Origin of the sequence: Halalkalirubrum salinum, assembly GCF_005543295.1 — an archaeon.
Classification (GTDB): Archaea; Halobacteriota; Halobacteria; order Halobacteriales; family Haloferacaceae; genus Halalkalirubrum; species Halalkalirubrum salinum.
In genome coordinates, this window is record NZ_SRSG01000057.1 from 22,560 (window position 1) to 44,395 (window position 21,836).

Here is a 21,836-nt window from a genome sequence, read left to right on the forward strand (position 1 = left end):
CGTTGTTCATCCGATCGCGACAGGTGCGCTGAAAAGGGTTCGTCACCCGAAAACGCCAAGACTTGACTGAAGCTGTTTGTGTTGTCGATCCTCAGTCACCTCGTAGCCGACGAGATCGCGCATGTCCACAGCGTACGTCGAACCACCGCGTTCTAAGACCAACAGTCGACCCTGCGTGCCGACGACAGTTCCGGTTGCCATCGTCTCAGTCATCGGGCGTGTGTCGAGCACAAAGCCGTAATCGAAACTGTAAGTATTAATCGACGAAAAGCCCGCCAACAGCGCGTTCCACGCATCGGTGTCGACTGATCGGTGCAACCCTCGTCGCTTTGTGGGAACTCGAACCCGATCGGGAACGGGAACTGTTTGGGAGAGTTCCGCTTCGATTTCGCGGGCGATTCGACCGTTCTCGACTGTTCGGATGTGAGCGGCCCGATCGGCGCCCTGCTCGCGTAGCCTGGTGTCGAGGCGCCACAGCTTTGTGACGCCGATCTTGAACTCGTCTGGCGCAAACGCCGCAAGGTAGATCGCGTGGTCGTCGTAACAGTCCATCTCGTCTTTGAGACACGTGCCGGTACACAGCGCACACACCCACCGATCGCGGTGATCTGCACAGTACGGGGCGTCGGCGTTCGAACAGGAGATATGGCGATCGTCGTGGATCGTCCCAGCACAGTGGCGCTCGCCAAGCGCGTAGGAAAGTTCGTCGCCGGCGTCGAGTGAGATGTATTCGAGTCCCTCCGCGCTGCTCAGATAGAGGCCGCCATCGAAGGTGTCGTAGCCGACGATCTGCACAAAAGCGGATAGGCGATCGGTCGGCTATTAGCTTGCGATTTCCCGATAAAAATGAGCGAAACCGGCAACTTGGGCTTCAGAACCGACGGGACCGATCAGGTCTCGATTGGGATCTCGGTGCCGAGGGTCGTCGCCTCGGGTTCGAGCGGAAGCGTCACCTCAAGCACGCCGTTTCTGTAGGAGGCGGCCACCTCGTCTTCGGCGATCGCCTTCGGGAACCGGAACCGTCGATGGTAGGTTTTGCGGCGATCGCGCTCCTCATCAACGTGCTCGGCAGCGACGTTCAACATGCCGTCGTCCCAGGCAACGGTGATCTCCTCGGGGTCAAACCCTGGCATGTCGATCGAGAGGACGAACTCGCCGTCCTCTTCGTACAGTTCGTAGTCGTCAAGTGAGTCGAACGCGCCTTCGAACAGTCGGCTTGGGGTTCCTTGTCTGCCGATCCAACTGCTTGCTGGTGTTGTCGGGAGTGCCATTGCTGGTCACCTCCGAACTCATCTCATAATTGTTTGCGGTTCTTATTAAATTTTGTGTGTTTTTTGGTGGATTGTGACATTCTAGCAAATGCAATTAGCGAAAAACTCGGATACAATCGAAAACTATAGTAACGTTTGCAACTCTTTGCAACAGCCATCTCGAAATGTAGTCCGAGAGAGCGTGAACCAGCAGTTCCTGAATCGAAGTGGGAAAATAATTGCAAACGCTACTATAATGCCAAATGCGGGGCACTGCTCGATACACACAGTACGTAGTCTCTTCGAGCCGATTGGATACCTGTGCATTATTGTGGGTCCGATCGGGAGCGACTGCGCTTTTGTGGATCAGACCTGTCCTACGAACAAATAAACATCCACGGCTCTCAATAAAAACAGATCCAGTGAGCGATCGTGGGTGCGGATGCCACCAACTGTTATTCGAGCTGGCCGGGTAACATACTCGAATGCTCGAACCGACACTGTCGGTCAGACCGATCGAAACTGGCTATGAGTTCGTCCTCACGATCGAAAACGTCGGCGAGACGGCCGAAGAACTCTCGTTTTCGTCGGGGAAACGAGCAGAGTTCACCGCCCAGCAAGACGGAGATATCGTCTGGCAGTGGTCAGAGGGGCGGATGTTCACAATGGCACTTTCGACAGACCGAATCGATCCCGGTGAACGCCGATCGTACACCGGCACCTGGGAGGATCCAACGCCCGGCGAGTACGTGATTACGGGCCGTCTCGAAGCGACTACTCACGACGTCGAGGCCACGATCGAACTCACGATCGACGAATGACGCTCAATCCGTTCGGCTACACTCTCGACACCGCGTTAGGCGTCCACGCCGAGCGGCCACTCGATTTCGCACAACTCCTCGCTAATTTGCCACAGCCGATCGGCCGTCGCGTCGTCTCGAGCCTGCGGAGCTGGCGTCTCGATCGCACAGTCTTTGAAGTACTTCCCGGAAACCTCCTCGACCGCCGGCGACGCGGCAAGGTACACGGAGGTTTCTGCGCCTTCGACGACACTATCGACGCCTGGCACCGGGAGTTTAGCGGCGATCGAACCGAACGCAGACATGAGTCCGCGGAGCGGCGCAAGTGCGTGTCGACCGAAGCCGCTGCCTGGGATCACGCCCGGATGGAGGGCGTTTGCAGTGATCGATTCGCCGGCAGCGTCGAGTCGATCGGCCAGTTCACGGGCGAACAACACATTGGCGAGTTTCGATCGTGAGTACGCATTCCAGCTACGGTAGTTCGAGACACTTCGGAGTCCAGTGAAATCCAGCGATCCCTGCCGGTGCGCCTCCGAGGAGACGATGACGATCCGCGCAGTCGGTGCGAGGGCCTCGAACAGTTCGTAGGTGAGCCGAAACGACGCGAGATGATTGACGGCGAAGGTGTACTCAATTCTGTCGCCGGTGAGTTGTCCGTCGGTGAACCAGCCACCGGCGTTGTGAACGAGAATGTCGATCGTGCCTCCCTCCAGTTGCGCCCGTACATCTTCTGCCAGCCGCGTGACACCGGCTTGCGTGGCGAAGTCCGCAGGGATGAATGTGCCGTCGCCAGGGAGTTCATTGAGCACGGCCTCGCCGCGGTCCCGGTCTCGACCGTGAATAAACACCCGCGCACCAAGCCGTGACAGCGCGAGGGCTGTCTCGCGGCCGATTCCAGCGGTTGCGCCCGTCACGAGTGCAGTCTGTCCATCAAGCGCTACGTCGGCGACACCGGCCCCAACCTCAGCTTTCGACGCTGTCATTGCAATAGGTAGGTATCGGAGCCAAAAGAACCGACCGCCAAAACAGGCGAGGTGTACGGTGTGGCGGTGCCGTCCGGATCGAAAGCGCCAACCGATCGCCGTCTAACCCACAGGCATGCAGACAGAACACGAGATCGTCGTCCTCCGATATGGCCACAGACCCGGCCGAGACGACAGGATGACGACACACGTCGGCCTCACCGCTCGAGCGCTGGGTGCCGATCGGGTAATTCTCCCGGACAACGCTGGCCAAGCCAAAGCGACTGTCGAGGATATTACCGATCGCTTCGGCGGCCCGTTCGACGTCGAACTGCGCGAGGGGATAGGGTCGATCGTCCGTGGATTCGACGGAACTGTTGTCCACCTGACGATGTACGGCGAGCCGATACAGACGGTCGAGTCGGGGATTCGAAGCGACTGTCAAGAGGGGCCGCTACTGATTGTCGTTGGAGGCGAGAAGGTGCCCTTCGAGGTGTACGAGGCTGCCGACTGGAACGTTGCCGTGACGAATCAACCGCACTCGGAAGTCGCCGGGTTGGCTGTATTCTTAGATCGGCTCTTCGAGGGCGACGAACTCGATCGCGAGTGGGTCGACGCCGACCGTCGAGTGATTCCACAATCGACGGGAAAAAAGGTCGTTCCCACAGAGTCGACGAACCATACCGATCAGTAACCGGATTTCACAGCCGAGGATCAGCGCCGAGCAGTGGTGTATAGCCAGCGCCGATCTGTGGAGTAAAGCCAGCGCCGATCTGTGGAGTAAAGCCAGCGCCGATCTGTGGAGTAAAGCCAGCGCCGATCTGTGGAGTAAAGCCAGCGCCGATCGATCCTCCGAGTGGTGTCAAACTGCACTTTCGGTGGGTTTAAACGAAACGACGGCCGTGAATATAACAATGGCTTTTGAGGGTCTCTTGAACGATCCTGTCATCCAAAAGTACCTCCACGAACTTGTTGGACCGACAGGCATGCCGGTTGCGGCTGCGCCGCCTGACGGCGAAGTCACCGACGAGGAACTCGCCGAAAAGCTCGATCTCGAGCTCAACGCGGTGCGCCGGGCGCTTTTCATTCTGTATGAGAACGACCTGGCCTCCTACCGGCGGGTCCGAGATGAAGATTCGGGATGGCTCACGTATCTGTGGACGTTCCACTACGAGAATATCCCGGAAAACCTCGAATCCGAGATGTATCGCCTCCTAGACGCGCTCGAAGCTCGCCAAGACTACGAGGAGACGAACGAATTCTACCTCTGTGAGGTGTGTTCGATTCGCTTCGAATTCGGTGAGGCGATGGACTTCGGCTTCCAGTGTCCTGAGTGTGGCTCGCCGCTGGAGTCGATGGATAACAGCATGCTCGTTGAGGCAATGGAGACACGGATCGACGAGCTTCGTGAGGAACTCAACGTGGACGTGACCGGCTGATGGTCGTCCTCGCAACCAAGTGCTACGTCGAAGGGGACGCGCGCGATCGCGCGCTAAGAAGCCTCCAGTCGCTCGTAGACAACACTATCGGCGATCTCGATGTCGACTTCGATATCGGTGTTCGCCACGACGACTTTGTGTCGGTGACTCTTTCGGGGGAGGACGAAACGATCGCTCGCAATGCCCTCCGTGCAGAGTGGAGCGAAATCACCGACCACTTCGAGGCCGGCGAAACGTACGTTGGCACGCTCGAAGGGTGGTCTTCGGAGGGGTTTGTCCTCGACGCTGGCAGGGAAATTCTGATTCCAGCGAGTGAACTCGGTCTCGGAACAGGCAGTCCCGAGCAACTCAAAGAGCGGTTTGGACTCGTTCAGCACCTCCCAATGACGTTCGTCTACGGCGAGCCCTCGCGGCTGGCCGACGAAGAGCGCGATCGCCTCTTCGAGTGGACCCGCGGAACCGGCCGGGTGAACGTCAACAGCGCCACGCGCGGGGAAGTCCGCGCAACGGTCAACAAGGCTGGGCACGCACAGGACATCGTAACTGTCGAACGGCTAGGGCTCTTAGAACAGAGTATCGTGTGCACCGAAAGCACTGACCCGCCGGGGCTCTTAGCGTCGATCGGAGCGTACGTCCCTGCTGAACTGCGCTGTGTGATTGCCGACTGACACCCAGACAAAACCACCGAAACCGACACCGACACCGACACTGATATCCCGCGTTCACATGTCCCCAAATAGACGCCTCGTGCTTGCGACGCTCGTCGTCGCGTTACTCGCCGTTAGTGCCGGCTGTCTCGGGTGGGCAACCGGCGGCGGCGAGGTTTCTCGTGAAGCGATCGATCGCGAGCCCGCCGAACCGTACAACTGGGACACCGATCGAGACGCCCATATCACGGTTCAGGGCTCGTCGTTTCAGGCAGTGTATCAGGTCAACGCGAGCGATGAACTCCGGCTGTACCGTCCCGAAGAGTGGGGCACTGAGGGACCGCTCGATATCTCAGCCGTCCGGTACCGCTACGAAAACGGGACCGTACTCAATGGGACCGAGATCGAAGCCCACGGTGGTGAGTTCGAACAGACGACTGACGAGGTCTTTGTAACGGTTCCAGACAGTGACGGACAGCTTGGCATTACTGCCAGTGCGGTCCCTCGGCGGTTCAGTATCCCCGCATACGTCGAGGGATCCTACGAGGTCGTTCTCCCTGAAGGCCACAGCCTCGATTTCTTCCTCTTCAGCAACGTCGTCCCTCGAAACTACGAACAAGAAGAGATCGACGGGCAGTTGCACCTCTACTGGGAGGATGTCTCCGGCGGCTCGATCACGGTCCAATCCTACCGCGAGCGTGATCTGCTCATCTTTGGTGGGGCTGTGGTCTTGTTGACCGCGATCGCCATCGTCGGCCTGTCGTACTACCGTCGGAAGATTGACGAACTACACGACATACGGGTCTCTATGGGTCTGAAGGTCAACGAAGATGACGAGGAAGACGACGAGGACGACGAGCGCGATCCACCGTACCGCTGAGTCGTCCAGTCGTCGATTCGGCCTGAACCTTTTTGCTGTCTGACGATAACCGAACCATGTGCGCACCCTTCCGATCGACCTGAGTCGTGAATCGCTCCACGGGATCGAAACCCGGTCAGCGTTTGCTGTAGACGGCCCATTTACTGTTGAACTCATAAATCACGGCGAAGCGGTCCACGTGCACCTCCACCTCGATGACCCGCTTTCACAGGTCGCCTCGATCGGGACAAACAACCACTTTTTGCCGGCAGGCGCAGAAAAACAGCTGACGATCGACGTAACGCCGAAGGTCCACGAAGTGTCTGGTCAGCTCAAGGTTGTCTCCGGGCACGGTGCGGATGCGACGTATGTCAACCTCACAGTCGAGGCGAACGAGACCGCGGGCGATCGCATCCCGGTCGACGAGCGGCTCTCGAAGCCCAAACCAAAGCCAAAACAAACGGGGCGTTCGACCCCTGATGTAGGGATTTCCGAGCGCCTCGGTGGGATCTCTCCAGTTCTCCTTGGGTTCGCTGTTGTCGCCGTCGCGTTGGCGCTTTGGCTGGCACTCTCGATCGGCGGTGCGGTCGTGCTAGTCGGCGCAATCGTCGTGTTAGCTGGCGTTCTTGGAGCGATCGTACTGGCAACGACGTGGTGACCGATTGGCCGAAACAGGCGCTACTCTTCTGACTCCTCTGGGTGCGTTGGTGTCCCAGAGAGGTTGCCGTGTTCGTCGATCCGTTTCTCGCGAAGGTACCGGGCTCGATATCGGTTTGCACCCTCGTATACATCCGCCTCGCGGATATCGTCGGTCCGATCGTCCGCAACAGCATCAATCAGTGCTTCCAGCTGTTCTTTCTCGCTCGGCGTGAGTTCAAACTCGTAGGTTTGCGGCTCTTCGCGTTCGAGTGTCGTCCACTTGCGGGCCGCCGCGACAACGAGCGAACACGGCTCTCGGCACGGGAAAACACCGCTACCGCCGTCAGCAGCGAGCTCGGTCTCAGCGTCGTACTCCCATTCGCGTCGTTTCAGACACTGGCTATCCACACAACAGGAGGCCGCGATCCGGTTGACTGCGGCCTCGTCGAGCTCGTCGATAATGCCGTAAATCCCGGTCTGGCGCTCGGCGGTGTCGCGCCAGTGATCGATATCGAGAGTTCCGTCTGACTCGCGATACCAGTTTGCGATCGTTGCGGGATAGAATGTGTCGACGGTTTCGCACACCTCGATCGCAGAGAGATCTGAAAAGACCCAGCCGGTCGGCAACGATGGGGCCGTCCGAAGCGGCCGGTATCGATCCCGCTCGTCAAACGTCCCAATCTCACGGGCGTCGAGCGGATTGCTGTGTGCGTCAAGCGAATCGGCCGACACGTTTGTGTCGTCTTCGTGGCGAAGCTCATAGGATCGGTCACCGAATTCGTCGATCGTTGCTGTGATGTGCAGTTCGCCCCACGAGCGGCTCACGCCCGAAGCGAGCGCGTCGTACCGCGCTGGTACCGAATGCTCAGAGGCGGCCTCGAGCCAGCGAACAAAGCCAACCCGGTCCGGGGAGCGATCGTCGAGCACACTCGAGACGAACCACCAGTTGGTTATGTAAGAGGCGTACTCCTCGGCGGCCTCGTGGAGTCCGGCCTCCGAGAGCCCGGTTCGCGTGGTTTCTGTCGTTTCGAACTCGAAGCGCTCGGTTTCGTGGTCGTAACGGGCGTACAGATCGTCGAAGTCGATCGGGCCGTCGGCGATCGCCGTGCGGAACGCCTCAAAGACCTCAGCCGAAAGCACCACGTCGTCTGCAGTCATCATTCAGTCCCCCATCGCCGGCTCGTTCGAGCCAGCCGAATCGCTCGTTCCAGTCGATCGCGTCCGCTCGCGGACGGCTTCCAGCGCATTGCCGATCGACGCCCCAGCCTCCTCGGCACGCTCGAGGATCACGTCCGCCGTGAGGCCCTCCGTACCCACTGCACCCGCGTACCAGATTCGGTGGCCGTCAACCACCGCAGGGACGTCGTAGCCGGTTCGGTAATCATCGGTTAGCCCCATGTCCTCAGGAATATCTTCCTGTGTGTGGAAGCCGTCTGCAATAAAGAGCGGAACAACCACGACGTCTTCGCTCTCGAAGTAGTCGGTGACGTCGTCGACTTCGGGCTCTTCGTCCATGTACAGCGCCTGGACCTCGTCAAAGCGATCCATCTCGCGGATCCGATCGGCGTGGTACTCGATCGCCTTCGCGGAATTTTCGTTGCGCTCGGTCCCGTGGCCGACGACCGCAAAGCCGAATCCGTCGCCGACATCTGGATCACCGGTGACCGACTCTGCGCGACGAACCAGCACGTCGGTCATTGCCTCGTGGGTCCCAACAGGACCACAGTAGTGAACCTCGCGGTCGATATCTGTCGCGGTCAACACAGTGTGAGAAGCACTCAGCCCGTCAGAGTCCCACTCGGAAACGTCCCAACCGTCCAAGCGGAGTTCGCGGGGGATAACCTGTTCAGTGAAGTATCCCTCACTGATGAACAGCGGAACGACGTATATCTCATCGCCCTCGACCGTCCGCAACACCTCACGGAGGGAGGGCGCTTCCTTCCAGAAGCCGGTCCGTACCTCGTCAAACGCGCCGACTGCTCGAATTGTGTCTGCGTGGTTGTGTGTCGGTACGCTCGAATCTGGGTTCAAATGTGACCCATGTGCGACGATTACCAGCGATTGCATACGCGTGGTTAGTCCGGCAACTGTTTAGGAACTTCGGCGTTGTGGATACGCTTGTGAATACATCACAAAACAACACTGTGACAGAAATTGTCATATCTTGTGGTTTTGGAACACAACGTTGTGATTGTCTGTTAGATATTACGTATCAATGCACGTAGTATCCAAGATATTCACTGATTCGTAGAGAAGGCTTTATACAACTGATGCAGTATATATCATCTGTATGTCTACTGACGACACACTTACTAACGGACGGCGTCGTACCGTGCTCAAGTCGATCGGTGCGGCCGGACTCATTGGCCTTGCGGGCTGTACCGGCGACGGTAACGGTAACGGCGGCAACGGCAACGGTGACGACGGAAACGGCAATGGCGACGACGGAAATGGCAACGGAGACGACGGAAACGGCAACGGAGACGACGGAAACGGCAATGGTGACGACGGCAATGGCAACGGTGACGACGAAGGCGAGCGCATTGCGTGGCACGCCGGCGGCACCGGTGGGACGTACTACCCGCTCTCGAACGAGTTCAAGACGACCGTTGAAGAGAACACGCCACACACCCTGCAGGTCCAATCAACGGGTGCATCCGTCGAGAACGTCGGCAGTCTTGAGTCTGGCGACGCCGATTTCGCGATGATTCAAAACGACATCGCGTACTTCGCACGCAACGGAGAATCCCTTGACGTGTTCGAGGGTGCTCCCGTCGAGAATCTCCGCGGTGTCGCGACGCTGTACCCGGAGACGATTCACATCGTTATCAACCCAGACTCGGAGATCTCCTCACTGTCGGATCTTGAGGGGGCGACGGTCAACACAGGCGACCTCGGATCTGGAACCCAGGTCAACGCGCTGCAGATCCTCGAAACCGTCGGACTCACTACCGACGACTTCACCGAGCAGAACGACGGCTTCGACGGTGCGGCCGACCAACTTCGCGACGGCGATATCGATGCCGCGTTCGTCGTCGGTGGATGGCCAGTGGGCGCGATCGCCGATCTCGCCGAAACAGCCGAGATCGAGATACTCAACATCGACGAGGACACCCGAGGTGATCTCCTCGACAGCGCAGAGTGGTTTGCCGAGGACACGATCCCGGCGGGGACCTACGGTGACATCGACGAAGACGTGAACACAATCTCGGTGCAGGCGATGATTGCGACCCGCGAGGAGTACGACGCCGATATCGTCGAGGAGGTTACCGCAGCGATCTTCGACAACACCGATAGTCTGTCCATCAAGACCGACTTCATCAACGTCGACACCGCTCAGGACGGGATGTCGATCGAACTGCACGACGGTGCAGCGCGCTACTTCGAGTAAGAAATAGAGCGTCTGCGCATCTTATGAGTACCGCTTTTCGAGCCGGGGTTACTGTTGTCGTGGTACTTATTGTCTCGATCGGTGCTGTGACTGCCGGCCCGTTTGCGATCGCGAGCCAAGAGATCGTTGTCGAGACGACGGATGGAGAACAACTCATTGTGGAGCCGGTTTTTGATGATACAGAAATCGAACTTCGGTATACCCACAGCGTCGAGCGATCGCTCGTAGTCGAGCGCTACGTCGTTAACGAGAGCGAACTCGTCAATACCGAAATCGTGTTCTCTTCGTATGGTGCTGGACTTCCCGCACAGGCAGACGTTACCCAAACCGACGACGGACAGTTTCGAGCGGAACCGAACGTCCACCTCAAGGAGTTATACATCCAGCCGGGGTCATCAATCGCCGACCACGAACTCGAAATTAACGGCAATACCTACGAGCTCTCAGCGCACTCGGAAACAAAAACCGTACGCATATACGTTGTGGACCGAACAGTACCGATAGCGGTTACCATGATGGACGGAGCTTAATAGCATGTCAACCGGGGACACATACACTGATACCGACGAAGTCGACAGCGAACAACTGCTCGCAGAAATAGAAAAGAAACGGTCGCCTCGCGGCGTGCTCGCGGTTGCGATCGCGGTGATCGGCATCATCTTTTCGCTTTTTCAAGTAATTATCGCCGCGCGAAGCACGACATGGCGGATCAACGTGCCGTTTCTCGATGTGCAGTACCAGGTGTTCTCACTGCAACCGCTGCAGGTCAATGCGGTCCACGTCGCCTTCGCACTCGTATTGGCGTTTTTATTGTTTCCCCCAACGTGGGGCGACGGCCCGATCTTCCGGCGCGGGGGCGTACTCGCCGATCGGATCGCCGAACGCGGAGGGAGTTCCGTCGAGCGGATTCTTGCTCGCATCCGTGGGGCAATTCGGTGGCTCGTCGTCGACACAACCGGCTCGCGAATCACACCACTCGACTACGGATTCATTCTGCTAACGCTTTCGACGCCGCTGTACATGCTTCAGGAGTTCGATGAGATCCGTCGAATGCGCGCTCGCGGTATGCGGTTAGGTCGATCCATCGACGAGGTGTATCCGATCTTTGAACTCCCCGCAGCAGCAATTTCGGCGATCGGAATCCCGGTCACGGAGGTCCCCTACGCGATCATCATCGGGGCGATCGGTATCATCCTCGTGCTCGATGCGACCCGCCGTGCGCTTGGGGCGTTTCTCATGGCCATCGTGGCCGGATTCATCGCCTACGCGCGGTGGGGATATCTTGTTCCCCGGGGAACGCCATACCTCGGGATCTTCTCCATCCCCGAACTCACGTGGTTCGAGATCATCCGTGATCTGTGGTTTACCACCGTCGGAATTTTCGGAACACCAGTCTCAGTGAGCGTCCGATTCATCTATATTTTCATCCTCTTTGGGGCGTTCTTAGAGATGTCTGGTTCTGGGAAGTGGTTTATTGACTTTGCGTACTCACTAACAGGCTCACGCCGCGGCGGGCCCGCAAAGGCATCGGTCGTCTCCTCTGGCTTTATGGGAATGCTTTCTGGATCGTCGATCGCGAACACCGTCACCACCGGCGCATTTACGATTCCGCTTATGAAACGATCGGGCTACTCCCCTGAGTTCTCCGGGGCAGTCGAGTCCTCGGCGTCCTCGGGCGGGCAAATCCTCCCGCCAGTCATGGGTGCCGCAGCGTTCCTCATTGTCGAGTTCACCGGCACTGCGTACAATGATGTGGTCGTTGCTGCAGCCGTTCCGGCGATCGCATTCTTTTTCGGAATGTGGGTGATGGTGCACTTCGAGGCGGGCCGACACGGTATTGGCGGCCTTGATCGATCCGAACTCGATTCGCCAATAGCCCTCCTGAAAACCGGCTGGTTCTACTTGCTGCCGATCGCCCTCCTGTTGTATTACCTCGTTGGGCTTCGCTTATCTGTCGGTCGATCTGGGTGGTACACGATCGTCGCGGTCGTCGGCCTCATCGCGTTCATTACGGCATACAACGAGCGCACGAAAATTCCGTTGGTCGCATCGATTGCCGCTGTGACCGCACTACAGGCAGCCGCGTACGCGACCGTCGGCGTCGGCGTGCTTGCGGCGATTACCGGCGATACAGGAACCGCACTTCCCATCACAGAAGCTGCTCGATCAGCTATTGGGAGCCTCGATCTGATCGTCCTTGGGGTCAGCCTCATCGGAGTTGCGGCGACCGTTCGTCAGGATGCGCCGCTGTTACAGTTCGACGACGCAGTCACGGATGCGGCCAATTCGACGGCCGATCGGCTCGGTCGATCGTCGCTGGCGTCGAATAAAGTATACCAGTTCCTCCTGTTCAACCTCAAGTCGCTCGAATCGGGCGCGAAAACCGCTGTCACGGTCGTCATCGCGGTCGCTGCGGCTGGCGTGATCCCCGGCGTTATCAGCGTGAGCGGGCTCGGCCCGAACCTCACGTCGCTTATCCTCACAGTGAGTGGTCAGTCGCTCGTAGTGATGCTGCTCTTAGCTGGCGTCTCAGCGATCGTTATGGGCCTTGGTATGCCGACGACTGTGATGTACATCCTTCTCGTGTCGATGCTCGGCAGCGCCTTAGAGGAGTTCGGCGTGGCGATCCTCGCCGCACACCTGTTCATCCTCTACTTCGGGCTGATGGCCGACGTGACTCCGCCAGTCGCGGTTGCGGCCTACGCCGCCGCTGGCGTCGCAAAGGCCGACGAATTCCAGACAGGCGTGACTGCGTTCCTCCTGTCGTTGAACAAAATAATGGTGCCTTTTGCGTTCATTTTCGCCCCCGGCGTGCTTTTGTTACGATACGTCGACGGTGAGTGGACCGTCATCGGGCTCTCCGATATGCTGGATATCGGCTTCTTTATCCCCGAGGTACTGATTCCGATTATCGGCGTCTTTGCGGGGGTCTGGGCGCTCAGCATTACGATCATCGGCTACTACGACAGCGAAGTCTCAGGGATCGATCGGGCGCTGTTTTCTGTCGCGTCGATCTTGCTCATGGTACCGGCGCTCATCCTGTTGCCGACCCAGACCACACTCGGGGTCGCTGGGGTTGATGTTGCGTTGAACACGCTTACATCCGATCTTGTTCTCCGGGGGGTTGGCGGAGCTCTGTTGGTCGCACTGATCGTGCGGAACCGGGGCCAAACGGCGACCGCGGGGTCGACGACTGACGATCGAGCGGTCGGGACGGAGTAGTCGCCGACCATCGGTCTCAACGCTCCTCAGTTTGTTCCCGTAACGTTCATGCGATCGCCACCCAACCGCCACGCATGAATGTCGCAGCCGAAACACGATCGGCCGTCGAAAGCGCGCCGTTTCTGCACCGCGCGCTCAGGGCAGGAGTTGTGAACTACACCGCAGCCGCAGAGGTTCTCGATATCGACGGCGAATCAGAGGCGATCGCCGCTGCCCTCAGACGGTACGCAGCCGAACTCGATCCAATTGAACCGGACGAACGGTCCGTGACCGTTCGGATGCAGCGCGGAGTTTCGGTTGTTGATGCCGATCGTGACGAAGAATCCGAAGTCTCAGCGGACGCAACGCTTTGGGCGGTCGCTGGCACCGTCATCGATTCCTCTGGCGGAGACGCAACTGCGCTTGTGTGCACGGGTGCGATCGATTCAGCGCTCTTTGCAACGATCTTCTCGCGGCTCCACACAGCAGCGATCGAACCGATCGCGGCTGGCTTCGCGCATGCAGACACAACCGAAGCCACCGATGGGACCGCTGTCGTTGTGGTTGGGCGTCGGGAGGCGATCGATACGCTTCGACTCATCGAATCTGCGGCAGAAACCCACCAAACCTGACCGAACGCACCTGGCGGCTGTGGTTGATCGAATCGACGAGAGACCGACGATTTATTCGGGATGCGGGCAGTACCGCTGGCTGATGACGCAGTCCGTGACCAATACCCTGACGGGAGAACGCGAAGCCTTTGAGCCGGTAACTGACGACGCCGTATTGCTCTACGTCTGCGGACTGACGGTCTCGGATTACGCACACCTTGGTCACGCGCGGGTGTGGGTTCACGCGGACGTGATGCACCGCTGGCTGGAGCACGAAGGCTATGACGTGACCCACGTGGAGAATTTTACTGACGTAAACGAGAAGATCGCCGCCCGCGCCGGCGAGGACGGCCTCGGCGAGACCGAAGCCGAGGTGGCAACCCACTTCACTGGGGCGACGATCGATGACATGCGTGGGCTCAACCTCAAGCGTGCCTCAGTGTATCCGCGGGTCTCAGAACACATCCCCGAAATTATCGAACTGATCCAAACGCTCGTCGATCGCGGCTACGCCTACGAGTCCAACGGCTCAGTCTACTTCGATGTGACACAGTTCGATGCCTACGGGAATCTCTCGAATCAACAGGTCGAAGAACTCAAAGCCCAGGGAGAGCCAGACGAACGATCGGAAAAACGCAATCCAGCTGACTTCGCACTGTGGAAGGCTGGCGGCGTCTCACCCGATGCGATCCGCGAGCACGCGAAACATGACCACGGAGACGAACTTCCGACTGGAGAAATCTGGGACTCTCCCTGGAGTGAAGGCCGTCCAGGATGGCATATCGAGTGTTCGGCAATGTCGATGACGCACCTGGGCGAGACGATCGACATTCACGTCGGCGGTCACGACCTCGTCTTCCCGCATCACGAAAACGAGATCGCCCAGAGCGAGGCTGCGACCGGCAAGCAGTTCGCAAAGTATTGGTTGCACACCGGATTACTCGAAACGAAGGGCGAAAAGATGAGCTCCAGCCTCGGAAACTTCTTCACGGTCTCCGCGGCGCTCGAGGAGTTCGGTCCGAACGTCCTGCGAGCGTTTTATCTCTCAACGGAGTACGGCTCAAAACAAACGTTCTCGATCGATGCAATGACCGAGGCAGAGGCGCGGTGGAAACGCCTCGAACGGGGGTACGAGGCTGCCCGTGAGGCACTCGATTCGGTTGATGCCCGAACAAAGGCTACCGACGAGACGCTACGGACTGCTGTCGAAGAGACACAATCGGACTTCCAGACAGCAATGTCCGATGACTTCAATGTGCGCGAGGCGATCGCGTCGCTACTCGAATTGACGACAGCGATTAATCGTCACGTCGACGAGAGCGACGCATACGATTACCGTGGGCTCAAGCGCGCTGTTGAGACGATCGAAACGCTGGGTGGAGCTGTCTTTGGGTTTCAGTTTGATCGCGTCACGGATGGCGACGTCTCGATCGTCGATGATCTCGTTGAACTCGTTTTAACAGTCAGAGAACAAGAACGGGAGGCCGGTAATTACGATCGCGCCGATGAACTGCGCGACTCGCTGTCAGACCTTGGCGTCGAGGTTCAAGACAGCGCGGACGGCCCGACATACCGACTCCCGTGATCCGGCTGCAGCGTGGAATTCCTCGCTACGTTGTAAACAGTTCGGTGGTGGATGGAATTTCAAATAACCCAAACCGGACGCCGGCATCGAGCCAGCCGTAGCCATACGAAAACGACGCGAGCGCGTTTACCGGATCGCCGCTCGATCGAAAGTGTCTCCCATCTTCAAGATACGACTCGGCCATCTCTCGACAGTCTGCCGCCGCGTCTCCGAGTGGTGTTCCCGAGGGAGCGACTGCGCTCGCCTGCGTCAGTGCGTCCGCAAGCATTGTCTCGTAGCGATCGGTCTTCTCGTCAAGTTCAGCGGGCATACCTCACAGTAGCCACGGCGATCCAAAGGGAATATCGATTGGAAGACGCTCCATAGAGAGTTGGCTAAGCGTCTCTGAATTCACCCGCTGGACTTCAAGATAGAACAAAGAATACTCAAATAACTAAGAAAACGACATATCTCAAATAATTAAGAAAACGACATATGTGCACACAAGCATAATTGTAGCATGTTTTGTGCCAGAGCGAATACTCCCTTCTCCTAATTGCCCCGCGATGAGGCCCGAACAAATCGCCTGAATCGAGGAGACGTGATAGAATATTGTCAGGTACGACTCCGTATTCACATCCCCGAATGAGGGAGTGATCCCCACGCCAGTGGGCAGATCAGATCCACCACTTAACGAACTCGATGCGCTTTCGACTGCAGGGATGAACGAAAGTGATAGCGTCGCAATAATCCCCAAGAAGACTAAAAACGAAATGTAAATTACCAGTAGATACGTCAGCATCTCCTGACGGCGCTCAGCTTCAAGCCGTTCTTTGGCTCTCGCTTGATCGGCGGCGATAGATACAACTGGGCCGATATCACCGCTTGTCTCCATTGCGTTGCCAACGAGAGCCACAACCCGCGTCACCGCTGGCGAATTCGATCGGTGGTCGAGTCGATCAAGCGCAGATTTGATATCCAAGCCCCACTGGATGTCATTCCACGTTTTTTGTAGCGCCGATTGAAGCGTTCCCAGGTCGCTGTGAGCGACACGTCGAAAGCTCTTGAGAATAGTCATTCCGGCGTTGTTCGCGCTCGCGAGCCGATCGAGAAAATCAGGGATATCTGCCTCAAGCCGCTTGCGCTGCCGCTGTTTAATTTCGTATGTAATAGTGTATACTGCAAGGACCAGAATGCTCGCCTCAACGAGTGGCTGGTCAACCGCTGTAATGATCTCAAGCGATGACCACGTCAATGAATCTATATTTAACACCACCCATAGAATCCCGATTGGCACGGTGAAAATTGTGGTCGTTAATGGGTGTCGTACGATTGTCTCCCCTGGCTGTCGGGCCAATTGAATAATGCGGATAATCGAATCATATGCAGCCAGTTGTGCTCTCGCGTCAGCCCACCTTTCAGTACCGCTGCTAGTGTTTTGACTCCGTCTGTCAGCCGGGTTCTGTTCTCGTTTACGGGTAGAGTGAACCTCCATCGACTGGGTCACGCTGTCGACGTAGACCGCAAACGCGAGGGTGCCAAGCGGGATTCCGATGTATCCGATGGCGCGAACCAACGAGAGTGTATCCTCAAGGACAAGTCCAATCACTACAAGAATCGTAATAAGAAACAGCGGTCCAGCAACGAGCACAGTCACGTAGGCTTCCGCGAACGTCGAGAGTAAGTCCAAGTACTGTCGCTGCTGGGAGGCAGCCTCTTTTCGGTATGTTTCGTATTGCTGATAGAGAAATTCAGATAGGTTCCGACCACTGGCTAGCACACTCGCGAGGTTATCTGCAAATTCTTCCATGTTTTCGGAAGGCGTGTACTGGGCCATGTTTTCTAATGCAGTGATCACGTCCGTTCCAAAGAGATTCATATCCGCCACGACAATAGCCAGTTCGTTTGCAGCCTCCCCGTAGACATCACGATGTTCGGCCAGTATCTCTAGTACCTTCGGAATTGACATTCCACTTCTTGAGAGCGCATAAATAAACGCGACAGTTTGTGGGAGCGTCGCTTCGATCTCTGTGCTGCGAGCGTATGCCCGTTGGTCAAGCAGTTCCCACCGCAAGAAGTACGTTCCCGCAGCCAATACCGTTGCCCCCAGCGCACTCGCGAATACAAACAGGCCAAATAGCGATCGAGGCCGAAGCGAAGACAGTTGAAGATATGCAATCGCGGGTGCGAACAGATCAGGAACTGCCGCAGCGAGCGGTTCGCCACCAAACTCCAACACCCAGAACACGCCGGCAGCGGCGTATACTCCAATGATACTTCCTGCAACACCAAGAATTACAGAAAAAAATAGCGTCTTCACGATGTACACATCGTGAGCGGTATCCACATGTGCGGCTCTCATCCGAAGCTGTTTATTTTGCTTGTGTGACCCCGATCGAACCTGATCGCCAAATACTGCAAGTGAGAATCGAGTCAGGAGCAGGTTCGCTTGATCGTGCATCGCTGGAACAATTAACATACCGCATAACCCGAGTGCAAATACAAGTGGGATATATCGGATCATCGATCAGTCGGCCGTTGAAGAGGCTACCTCAACGTCAACGTCTGATTCAGTAATTTGGGCCTGGATTCCTTCGGGATCCGCATAGTATTCGTTAATTAAGGCGGTAAAACGCTTGTAATCTGTGATCCCTTGTTTGCGGAGGAATCGGAGAAACCGCTGTCGATTCCGGATCTCAGTGAGTAGTTTTGCCCGTGACCAGCCTCGTTCGTCTTGAATCTCATTTAAAATGAGACTATCGTTGCTCCGGAATTCGTCAGTTGCAGCGATCCACTGGTAGGCGGCCGAGTAGTCTAACTCGCCTGTCCGCTGGTCGATACCCCCAATTTCACCGATCGTCTTCGCCCGTCGAACACGCTTTTCACCCGATCGAGTAAGTGTCTGTACCGATAATAGATCGAGCGATTGCACCATCGGTCGGGGAACGTTGATTGGTTCGTTTTCGAGTCGGTTAATGACCGTTTCAATCGAGTCCGCGTGCATCGTCGAAAATGTCGTGTGCCCCGTGTTCATTGCCTGGAATAACGTCACTGCTTCTTCGCCACGAACCTCGCCAACGATGATGTACTCAGGACGATGTCGCAGCGCCGACCGTAAGAGATCGTACATATCGATGTCCGAACCCTCTTCACGGCGTTCGCGAGTCACACTCGAAAGCCAGTTGTCGTGATACAACGAGAGTTCGCGAGTGTCCTCGATGGTGAGAACTTTCGATCGCGGCGGAATGAACATCGATACCGCGTTCATCGACGTCGTCTTCCCAGACGCTGTACCACCGGCAAAAATGAGGCTCTTGTTGTGTTCAATACAGAGCCAAAAATACGCCATCTGTTCGACACTGAACGTACCATTTTCGATGAGATCGATCGGGGTGAGTGGTTTCTCGGCATACTGTCTGATGGTGAACGCTGATCCACGCGGCGTCACTTCGCGTCCGAGCGCAATTTCGGCCCGCGAACCGTCAGGCAGTGTTGCCTCAACCATTGGATCGCCGACACTGATGTGCTGGCCGGAACGTTGGGCCAACCGAATAACGTAGTTATCGAGTTCCGCCTCTTCGAACCTGATGTTCGTCTCAATGTCTGTGTACTCGTCGTGGTACACAAAGACCGGAAGATCGTAGCCGTCACACGAGATATCTTCGATGTGGCTATCTGACAACAGCGGATCAATCTTGCCGTAGCCGCGAAAGTCTCGCAAGAGGTAGTACAATAGCGAATAAAACGTCCGCATATCAATCTCGAGACCATACGTCTGCAGCAGTGACGCAAGTTCAGATTTTATTGTCGCTTCGGCAGTATCTGGATCAACGTCACGGAACAACAACGGGTCTCGGATATCTTTGCGAACCCGATCAAGCAGATCTGACTGGAACTGATCCAAGTCTGGCTCGACAGCATAGTAGTATCGTTCGTTCGCTTCGGAGTCATGAGTGACCACGACGTACACATATGGGGCGTTCACCCAGTAGCGATCGATTTCGGTTTCAGTGTCTGGAATCGGGATTGACGATACCGGGCCATCGCGGACTGGATCGAATGGTGACACAGTGATATCAGACTTAACAACCACGGTAACAAATCGTGAAATAGCTGTCGCCGCCTGTTGGACCCGCTCTGACAGCGCCGTTGACAACTCAGATGTCTCCTGTGACACAGTACAGTCCTCCCCCCTAGGGATTATATTATCTGTAACAAGTGAGCATATATAAATACCGCCGTCAGATAAGGTACCAATTACTGGCCGACCAACCGAGATGGTTCCGATAGTGGGCGTTACGTTCATACCAGAGAAACCCAAAGGTGTGATTGTCTAATGCGGCGAGAGGATTTCACCCTGACCGTCTCACATGTCAAATGGGTATCGACGGGCGGTGCCCCCGAACAGCCACACGTCCGGATCGATTGTCACGGCGCAGACACCCAACTCGTCAACCGGCTAACTGGTTCCGACAACGAGTTGCTCACAAACGAGGAGACAGACGTTGCCTTCCGGCTCCATGATCCGATCGATGATGAGAATCCAGCGGGCGTCGTCAGCGTTACCAACCGAATCACTGGGAGCTTCATACTCGAACTGAACGAATTTGTCGAAGACGTCCTCCAATTCATTCAGGCGACCCGCGAGTACGGCGCGAGTACTGAAAACGGCGATGGGACCTATCAAGTCGAAATCTTCGTCGATGACGAACCGCTCGTCACGTACGAGAAGTCGACGTTTTTGATCTACGATCCAGATGGTAATCTCCTCCGTTCCCAGAGCTTGATCCCGTCAGGAATTGAATTATAAAACAAGTGTCGATCGGGATCGGGTGATCGACAGAAATCGGACGACATTTTATGACTGATCGCTCATACCGTTGTGTGCAAAACGTAACGAATCGCATTCGGAATCCCTTTGGAATGGAACCGCCGTGTGAGCGGTACGTCCCCGGCTACGGCGACGCGAACGCGCACTTTCACGTGATCGGCGACCACCCGGGCATCCATGGCGGGATCGACTCCGGCGTTCCCTTCACCGAGACTGCACCGAGCGAGGCGCTTCAGGCGGCCCTCGTCGAGGCCGGATTGTTCAAATCAGCCGGCGACGAGCCGACCGTCGATCGGACCTTTCTCTCGTATCTGTATATGTGTTTTTCCGAGACCGAACCGACAGCAGCGGCATACGCAGATATGGAACGGTTCTTCGACGCCGAACTGCGGGCGATCGCCGCCCACGTGCTGTTGCCAGTTGGCGTCCGAGCGACCGAGCATGTGTTGTCCAACTACACCGCGCGGTCGGCCGACTCTCTCGACATGGCTCAACTGCACGGACAAGAAATCCGCGGAAGTGGCTTTCTTGTCGTCCCGATTGCCGATCCAGCCAAGTGGGCTAATGATGAAGCCGATCGATTGGTCGACGCGCTTCGAACCCTCCAAGCAACCGACTATCGGCGTGAGAGTGATCTTGGGCGATTTATTGCCGGATCGGAACCGTACTTTGTGCGGTGATCGGTGACAGATCTGTCGACTGTATCTTTCAGAATAACTGGTAGGTTCGATCTTTCAGAATAACTGGTAGGTTCGATCTTTCAGAATAACTGGTAGGTTCGATCTTTCAGAATAACTGGTAGGTTCGATCGCGCCGTTTTTGCCCGCGCCGCTCATTTCTCTCCCTATGGCGAGTGTACCCTTTCACTACATTGATTTGCGGACCTTCTGTTATGCAACAGAGGATCAAAAGCGGGTTGAAGCCGCCCTCCGAAACGTGTTGCCTGATGATTTTCCACTCGATCGCGTCGAAAACACCGGCCACCACGGCGATCGGATCGTAATCCTCTCTGCGCGCGTCGAGCGCGCCGACGAGATGCGGCATGTCCTGGACCGACTGAGCGAACTATCGAACATCGACACGATCATCGACGAACTCGACGAGCGGATCGACGACAACTGTTCGTTCTTTTTGCGGCTCGACAAACAACAGGCCTTTTCAGATTCGATCGAACTCGGTGAGGGAATTACGCTCCGCGCGAAAGTCGAAGCCTACCCAGCAAAACACGAAAAGGCAGTCGCGAACGCGACGACGGCGCTCGAACAAACGAGTGTGTAATGAGTGCGAATCGATCGTCAGTTAGGGCGTTTCTGTCCACTTGATCGAACACCCCTGCGAGGGTCGATCGGGGTGTTCGACCTGCGCACCGGCGAGGACAGCCTCGATCGCGTCGCGGACGTAGTACTCCGTGGCCTCCTCGTCAGGGCTGAGTGCGTCGTCAAGCTGACCGTGGTACGCAAGTGTCCACTCACTGCCGGACTGTTCGAAGAGGAATGGATCCGGCGTACACACCGCGCCGTACTCGGCAGCGACTGACTGTGTCTCGTCAGATCTATCCAAATGAAGTGTGATCGTGGAAGCTACACAGAGACTCCTCTCAGAACTCAATCAGGAATACCGCGTTCTGCTAAAGAAATAACGG

The 21,836-nt window shown here is 56.9% G+C and carries 23 protein-coding genes and 1 pseudogene; 14 read left to right on the forward strand and 10 right to left on the reverse strand.

Annotated features, from left to right (window positions below):
* Positions 1–42: 42 nt before the first annotated feature.
* Both E5K03_RS14445 and E5K03_RS14450 read right to left on the reverse strand, forming a co-directional pair.
* On the reverse strand, positions 43–795 hold the full coding sequence (locus E5K03_RS14445; protein WP_138007499.1) for a DUF2797 domain-containing protein: 753 nt from the start codon (positions 793–795) through the stop codon (positions 43–45).
* A gap of 95 nt (positions 796–890) precedes the next feature.
* Positions 891–1,271 carry an Hsp20/alpha crystallin family protein gene (locus E5K03_RS14450; RefSeq protein WP_138007500.1) on the reverse strand — a complete coding sequence of 127 codons (381 nt, stop codon included), beginning with the start codon at positions 1,269–1,271 and terminating at the stop codon, positions 891–893.
* A 464-nt stretch (positions 1,272–1,735) separates the two neighbouring features.
* Between E5K03_RS14450 and E5K03_RS14455 the strand changes: the two genes are divergently transcribed.
* Positions 1,736–2,071, forward strand: a complete 336-nt coding sequence (locus E5K03_RS14455; protein WP_138007501.1) for a BsuPI-related putative proteinase inhibitor — start codon at positions 1,736–1,738, stop codon at positions 2,069–2,071.
* Between the two features lie 35 nt (positions 2,072–2,106).
* On the opposite strand, the gene E5K03_RS14460 is transcribed toward E5K03_RS14455, so the two are convergent.
* Positions 2,107–3,033 (reverse strand): SDR family NAD(P)-dependent oxidoreductase, encoded by a 927-nt coding sequence (locus E5K03_RS14460; RefSeq protein ID WP_138007502.1) that lies wholly within the window; start codon positions 3,031–3,033, stop codon positions 2,107–2,109.
* 115 nt (positions 3,034–3,148) lie between these two features.
* On the opposite strand from E5K03_RS14460, the gene E5K03_RS14465 reads away from it, so the two are divergent.
* Positions 3,149–3,706 carry a tRNA (cytidine(56)-2'-O)-methyltransferase gene (locus E5K03_RS14465; RefSeq protein ID WP_138007503.1) on the forward strand — a complete coding sequence of 186 codons (558 nt, stop codon included), beginning with the start codon at positions 3,149–3,151 and terminating at the stop codon, positions 3,704–3,706.
* A 7-nt stretch (positions 3,707–3,713) separates the two neighbouring features.
* Here E5K03_RS14465 and E5K03_RS17325 read toward each other — a convergent pair whose 3' ends face one another.
* The gene (locus tag E5K03_RS17325) at positions 3,714–3,878 is read right to left on the reverse strand and encodes a hypothetical protein (RefSeq protein ID WP_171006710.1); all 165 of its coding nucleotides are present in this window, start codon (positions 3,876–3,878) and stop codon (positions 3,714–3,716) included.
* A 48-nt stretch (positions 3,879–3,926) separates the two neighbouring features.
* Here E5K03_RS17325 and E5K03_RS14470 point away from each other — a divergent pair, with 48 nt between their 5' ends.
* From E5K03_RS14470 to E5K03_RS14485, 4 genes are read left to right on the forward strand one after another with little or no spacing between them, the layout of a single operon-like run.
* The gene (locus E5K03_RS14470; RefSeq protein WP_138007504.1) at positions 3,927–4,451 is read left to right on the forward strand and encodes a transcription factor; all 525 of its coding nucleotides are present in this window, start codon (positions 3,927–3,929) and stop codon (positions 4,449–4,451) included.
* Positions 4,451–5,119 carry a DUF2110 family protein gene (locus E5K03_RS14475; RefSeq protein WP_138007505.1) on the forward strand — a complete coding sequence of 223 codons (669 nt, stop codon included), beginning with the start codon at positions 4,451–4,453 and terminating at the stop codon, positions 5,117–5,119. The genes E5K03_RS14470 and E5K03_RS14475 overlap by 1 nt, the downstream gene beginning before the upstream one ends.
* A gap of 58 nt (positions 5,120–5,177) precedes the next feature.
* A complete protein-coding gene (locus tag E5K03_RS14480) occupies positions 5,178–5,978 on the forward strand; it encodes a DUF5803 family protein (protein WP_137198814.1) in 801 nt (266 codons plus the stop codon).
* Between the two features lie 58 nt (positions 5,979–6,036).
* Complete coding sequence (locus E5K03_RS14485; RefSeq protein WP_138007506.1) at positions 6,037–6,615, forward strand: DUF7524 family protein; 579 nt, start codon at positions 6,037–6,039, stop codon at positions 6,613–6,615.
* 20 nt (positions 6,616–6,635) lie between these two features.
* Here the strand turns inward: E5K03_RS14485 and E5K03_RS14490 are convergent, their stop codons facing one another.
* Together E5K03_RS14490 and E5K03_RS14495 are read right to left on the reverse strand one after the other, a co-directional pair.
* Positions 6,636–7,754, reverse strand: coding sequence for a DR2241 family protein (locus tag E5K03_RS14490; protein ID WP_138007507.1), 1,119 nt, complete (start codon positions 7,752–7,754; stop codon positions 6,636–6,638).
* 3 nt (positions 7,755–7,757) lie between these two features.
* Positions 7,758–8,663 (reverse strand): CbiX/SirB N-terminal domain-containing protein, encoded by a 906-nt coding sequence (locus tag E5K03_RS14495; protein WP_138007508.1) that lies wholly within the window; start codon positions 8,661–8,663, stop codon positions 7,758–7,760.
* Positions 8,664–8,886: 223 nt separating this feature from the next.
* On the opposite strand from E5K03_RS14495, the gene E5K03_RS14500 reads away from it, so the two are divergent.
* The 5 genes from E5K03_RS14500 (at position 8,887) to cysS (ending at position 15,384) form a co-directional block, all read left to right on the forward strand.
* A complete protein-coding gene (locus E5K03_RS14500) occupies positions 8,887–9,987 on the forward strand; it encodes a TAXI family TRAP transporter solute-binding subunit (protein ID WP_138007509.1) in 1,101 nt (366 codons plus the stop codon).
* A 23-nt stretch (positions 9,988–10,010) separates the two neighbouring features.
* The gene (locus E5K03_RS14505; protein ID WP_138007510.1) at positions 10,011–10,517 is read left to right on the forward strand and encodes a DUF1850 domain-containing protein; all 507 of its coding nucleotides are present in this window, start codon (positions 10,011–10,013) and stop codon (positions 10,515–10,517) included.
* 4 nt (positions 10,518–10,521) lie between these two features.
* The gene (locus E5K03_RS14510; protein WP_138007511.1) at positions 10,522–13,209 is read left to right on the forward strand and encodes a TRAP transporter permease; all 2,688 of its coding nucleotides are present in this window, start codon (positions 10,522–10,524) and stop codon (positions 13,207–13,209) included.
* A 74-nt stretch (positions 13,210–13,283) separates the two neighbouring features.
* Positions 13,284–13,820: a DUF7523 family protein gene (locus E5K03_RS14515; protein ID WP_138007512.1), complete on the forward strand. Its 537-nt coding sequence runs from the start codon at positions 13,284–13,286 to the stop codon at positions 13,818–13,820.
* 82 nt (positions 13,821–13,902) lie between these two features.
* A complete protein-coding gene (cysS, locus tag E5K03_RS14520; protein WP_138007513.1) occupies positions 13,903–15,384 on the forward strand; it encodes a cysteine--tRNA ligase in 1,482 nt (493 codons plus the stop codon).
* Positions 15,385–15,409: 25 nt separating this feature from the next.
* Here cysS and E5K03_RS14525 read toward each other — a convergent pair whose 3' ends face one another.
* From E5K03_RS14525 to E5K03_RS14535, 3 genes are all read right to left on the reverse strand, one after another.
* A complete protein-coding gene (locus E5K03_RS14525) occupies positions 15,410–15,694 on the reverse strand; it encodes a DUF357 domain-containing protein (protein WP_138007514.1) in 285 nt (94 codons plus the stop codon).
* 141 nt (positions 15,695–15,835) lie between these two features.
* Positions 15,836–17,842 (reverse strand): type II secretion system F family protein, encoded by a 2,007-nt coding sequence (locus E5K03_RS14530; RefSeq protein WP_321167634.1) that lies wholly within the window; start codon positions 17,840–17,842, stop codon positions 15,836–15,838.
* A gap of 48 nt (positions 17,843–17,890) precedes the next feature.
* A complete protein-coding gene (locus E5K03_RS14535; protein ID WP_394343989.1) occupies positions 17,891–19,474 on the reverse strand; it encodes a type II/IV secretion system ATPase subunit in 1,584 nt (527 codons plus the stop codon).
* Between the two features lie 225 nt (positions 19,475–19,699).
* Here E5K03_RS14535 and E5K03_RS14540 point away from each other — a divergent pair, with 225 nt between their 5' ends.
* The 3 genes from E5K03_RS14540 (at position 19,700) to E5K03_RS14550 (ending at position 21,472) form a co-directional block, all read left to right on the forward strand.
* Positions 19,700–20,173 (forward strand): DUF5793 family protein, encoded by a 474-nt coding sequence (locus E5K03_RS14540; RefSeq protein WP_138007517.1) that lies wholly within the window; start codon positions 19,700–19,702, stop codon positions 20,171–20,173.
* A 74-nt stretch (positions 20,174–20,247) separates the two neighbouring features.
* A complete protein-coding gene (locus E5K03_RS14545) occupies positions 20,248–20,874 on the forward strand; it encodes a uracil-DNA glycosylase family protein (protein ID WP_138007524.1) in 627 nt (208 codons plus the stop codon).
* Positions 20,875–21,040: 166 nt separating this feature from the next.
* Positions 21,041–21,472: an RNA-binding protein gene (locus tag E5K03_RS14550; RefSeq protein ID WP_138007518.1), complete on the forward strand. Its 432-nt coding sequence runs from the start codon at positions 21,041–21,043 to the stop codon at positions 21,470–21,472.
* 21 nt (positions 21,473–21,493) lie between these two features.
* Here the strand turns inward: E5K03_RS14550 and E5K03_RS14555 are convergent.
* A pseudogene (locus E5K03_RS14555) lies at positions 21,494–21,742 on the reverse strand (thioredoxin family protein); the annotation flags it as partial.
* Positions 21,743–21,836 lie beyond the last annotated feature (94 nt).

Bases quoted from the DNA above. Each gene is read 5' to 3' on its own strand.
- E5K03_RS14515 (WP_138007512.1), top strand. From the start codon at position 13,284: ATGAATGTCGCAGCCGAAACACGATCGGCCGTCGAAAGCGCGCCGTTT.
- E5K03_RS14510 (WP_138007511.1), top strand. From the start codon at position 10,522: ATGTCAACCGGGGACACATACACTGATACCGACGAAGTCGACAGCGAA.
- E5K03_RS14500 (WP_138007509.1), top strand. From the start codon at position 8,887: ATGTCTACTGACGACACACTTACTAACGGACGGCGTCGTACCGTGCTC.
- E5K03_RS14480 (WP_137198814.1), top strand. From the start codon at position 5,178: ATGTCCCCAAATAGACGCCTCGTGCTTGCGACGCTCGTCGTCGCGTTA.
- E5K03_RS14490 (WP_138007507.1), bottom strand. From the start codon at position 7,754: ATGACTGCAGACGACGTGGTGCTTTCGGCTGAGGTCTTTGAGGCGTTC.
- E5K03_RS14495 (WP_138007508.1), bottom strand. From the start codon at position 8,663: ATGCAATCGCTGGTAATCGTCGCACATGGGTCACATTTGAACCCAGAT.
- E5K03_RS14455 (WP_138007501.1), top strand. From the start codon at position 1,736: ATGCTCGAACCGACACTGTCGGTCAGACCGATCGAAACTGGCTATGAG.
- E5K03_RS14465 (WP_138007503.1), top strand. From the start codon at position 3,149: ATGCAGACAGAACACGAGATCGTCGTCCTCCGATATGGCCACAGACCC.
- E5K03_RS14540 (WP_138007517.1), top strand. From the start codon at position 19,700: ATGCGGCGAGAGGATTTCACCCTGACCGTCTCACATGTCAAATGGGTA.
- cysS (WP_138007513.1), top strand. From the start codon at position 13,903: ATGACGCAGTCCGTGACCAATACCCTGACGGGAGAACGCGAAGCCTTT.
- E5K03_RS14525 (WP_138007514.1), bottom strand. From the start codon at position 15,694: ATGCCCGCTGAACTTGACGAGAAGACCGATCGCTACGAGACAATGCTT.
- E5K03_RS14460 (WP_138007502.1), bottom strand. From the start codon at position 3,033: ATGACAGCGTCGAAAGCTGAGGTTGGGGCCGGTGTCGCCGACGTAGCG.
- E5K03_RS14470 (WP_138007504.1), top strand. From the start codon at position 3,927: ATGGCTTTTGAGGGTCTCTTGAACGATCCTGTCATCCAAAAGTACCTC.
- E5K03_RS14475 (WP_138007505.1), top strand. From the start codon at position 4,451: ATGGTCGTCCTCGCAACCAAGTGCTACGTCGAAGGGGACGCGCGCGAT.
- E5K03_RS14450 (WP_138007500.1), bottom strand. From the start codon at position 1,271: ATGGCACTCCCGACAACACCAGCAAGCAGTTGGATCGGCAGACAAGGA.
- E5K03_RS14530 (WP_321167634.1), bottom strand. From the start codon at position 17,842: ATGTTAATTGTTCCAGCGATGCACGATCAAGCGAACCTGCTCCTGACT.
- E5K03_RS14505 (WP_138007510.1), top strand. From the start codon at position 10,011: ATGAGTACCGCTTTTCGAGCCGGGGTTACTGTTGTCGTGGTACTTATT.
- E5K03_RS14550 (WP_138007518.1), top strand. From the start codon at position 21,041: ATGGCGAGTGTACCCTTTCACTACATTGATTTGCGGACCTTCTGTTAT.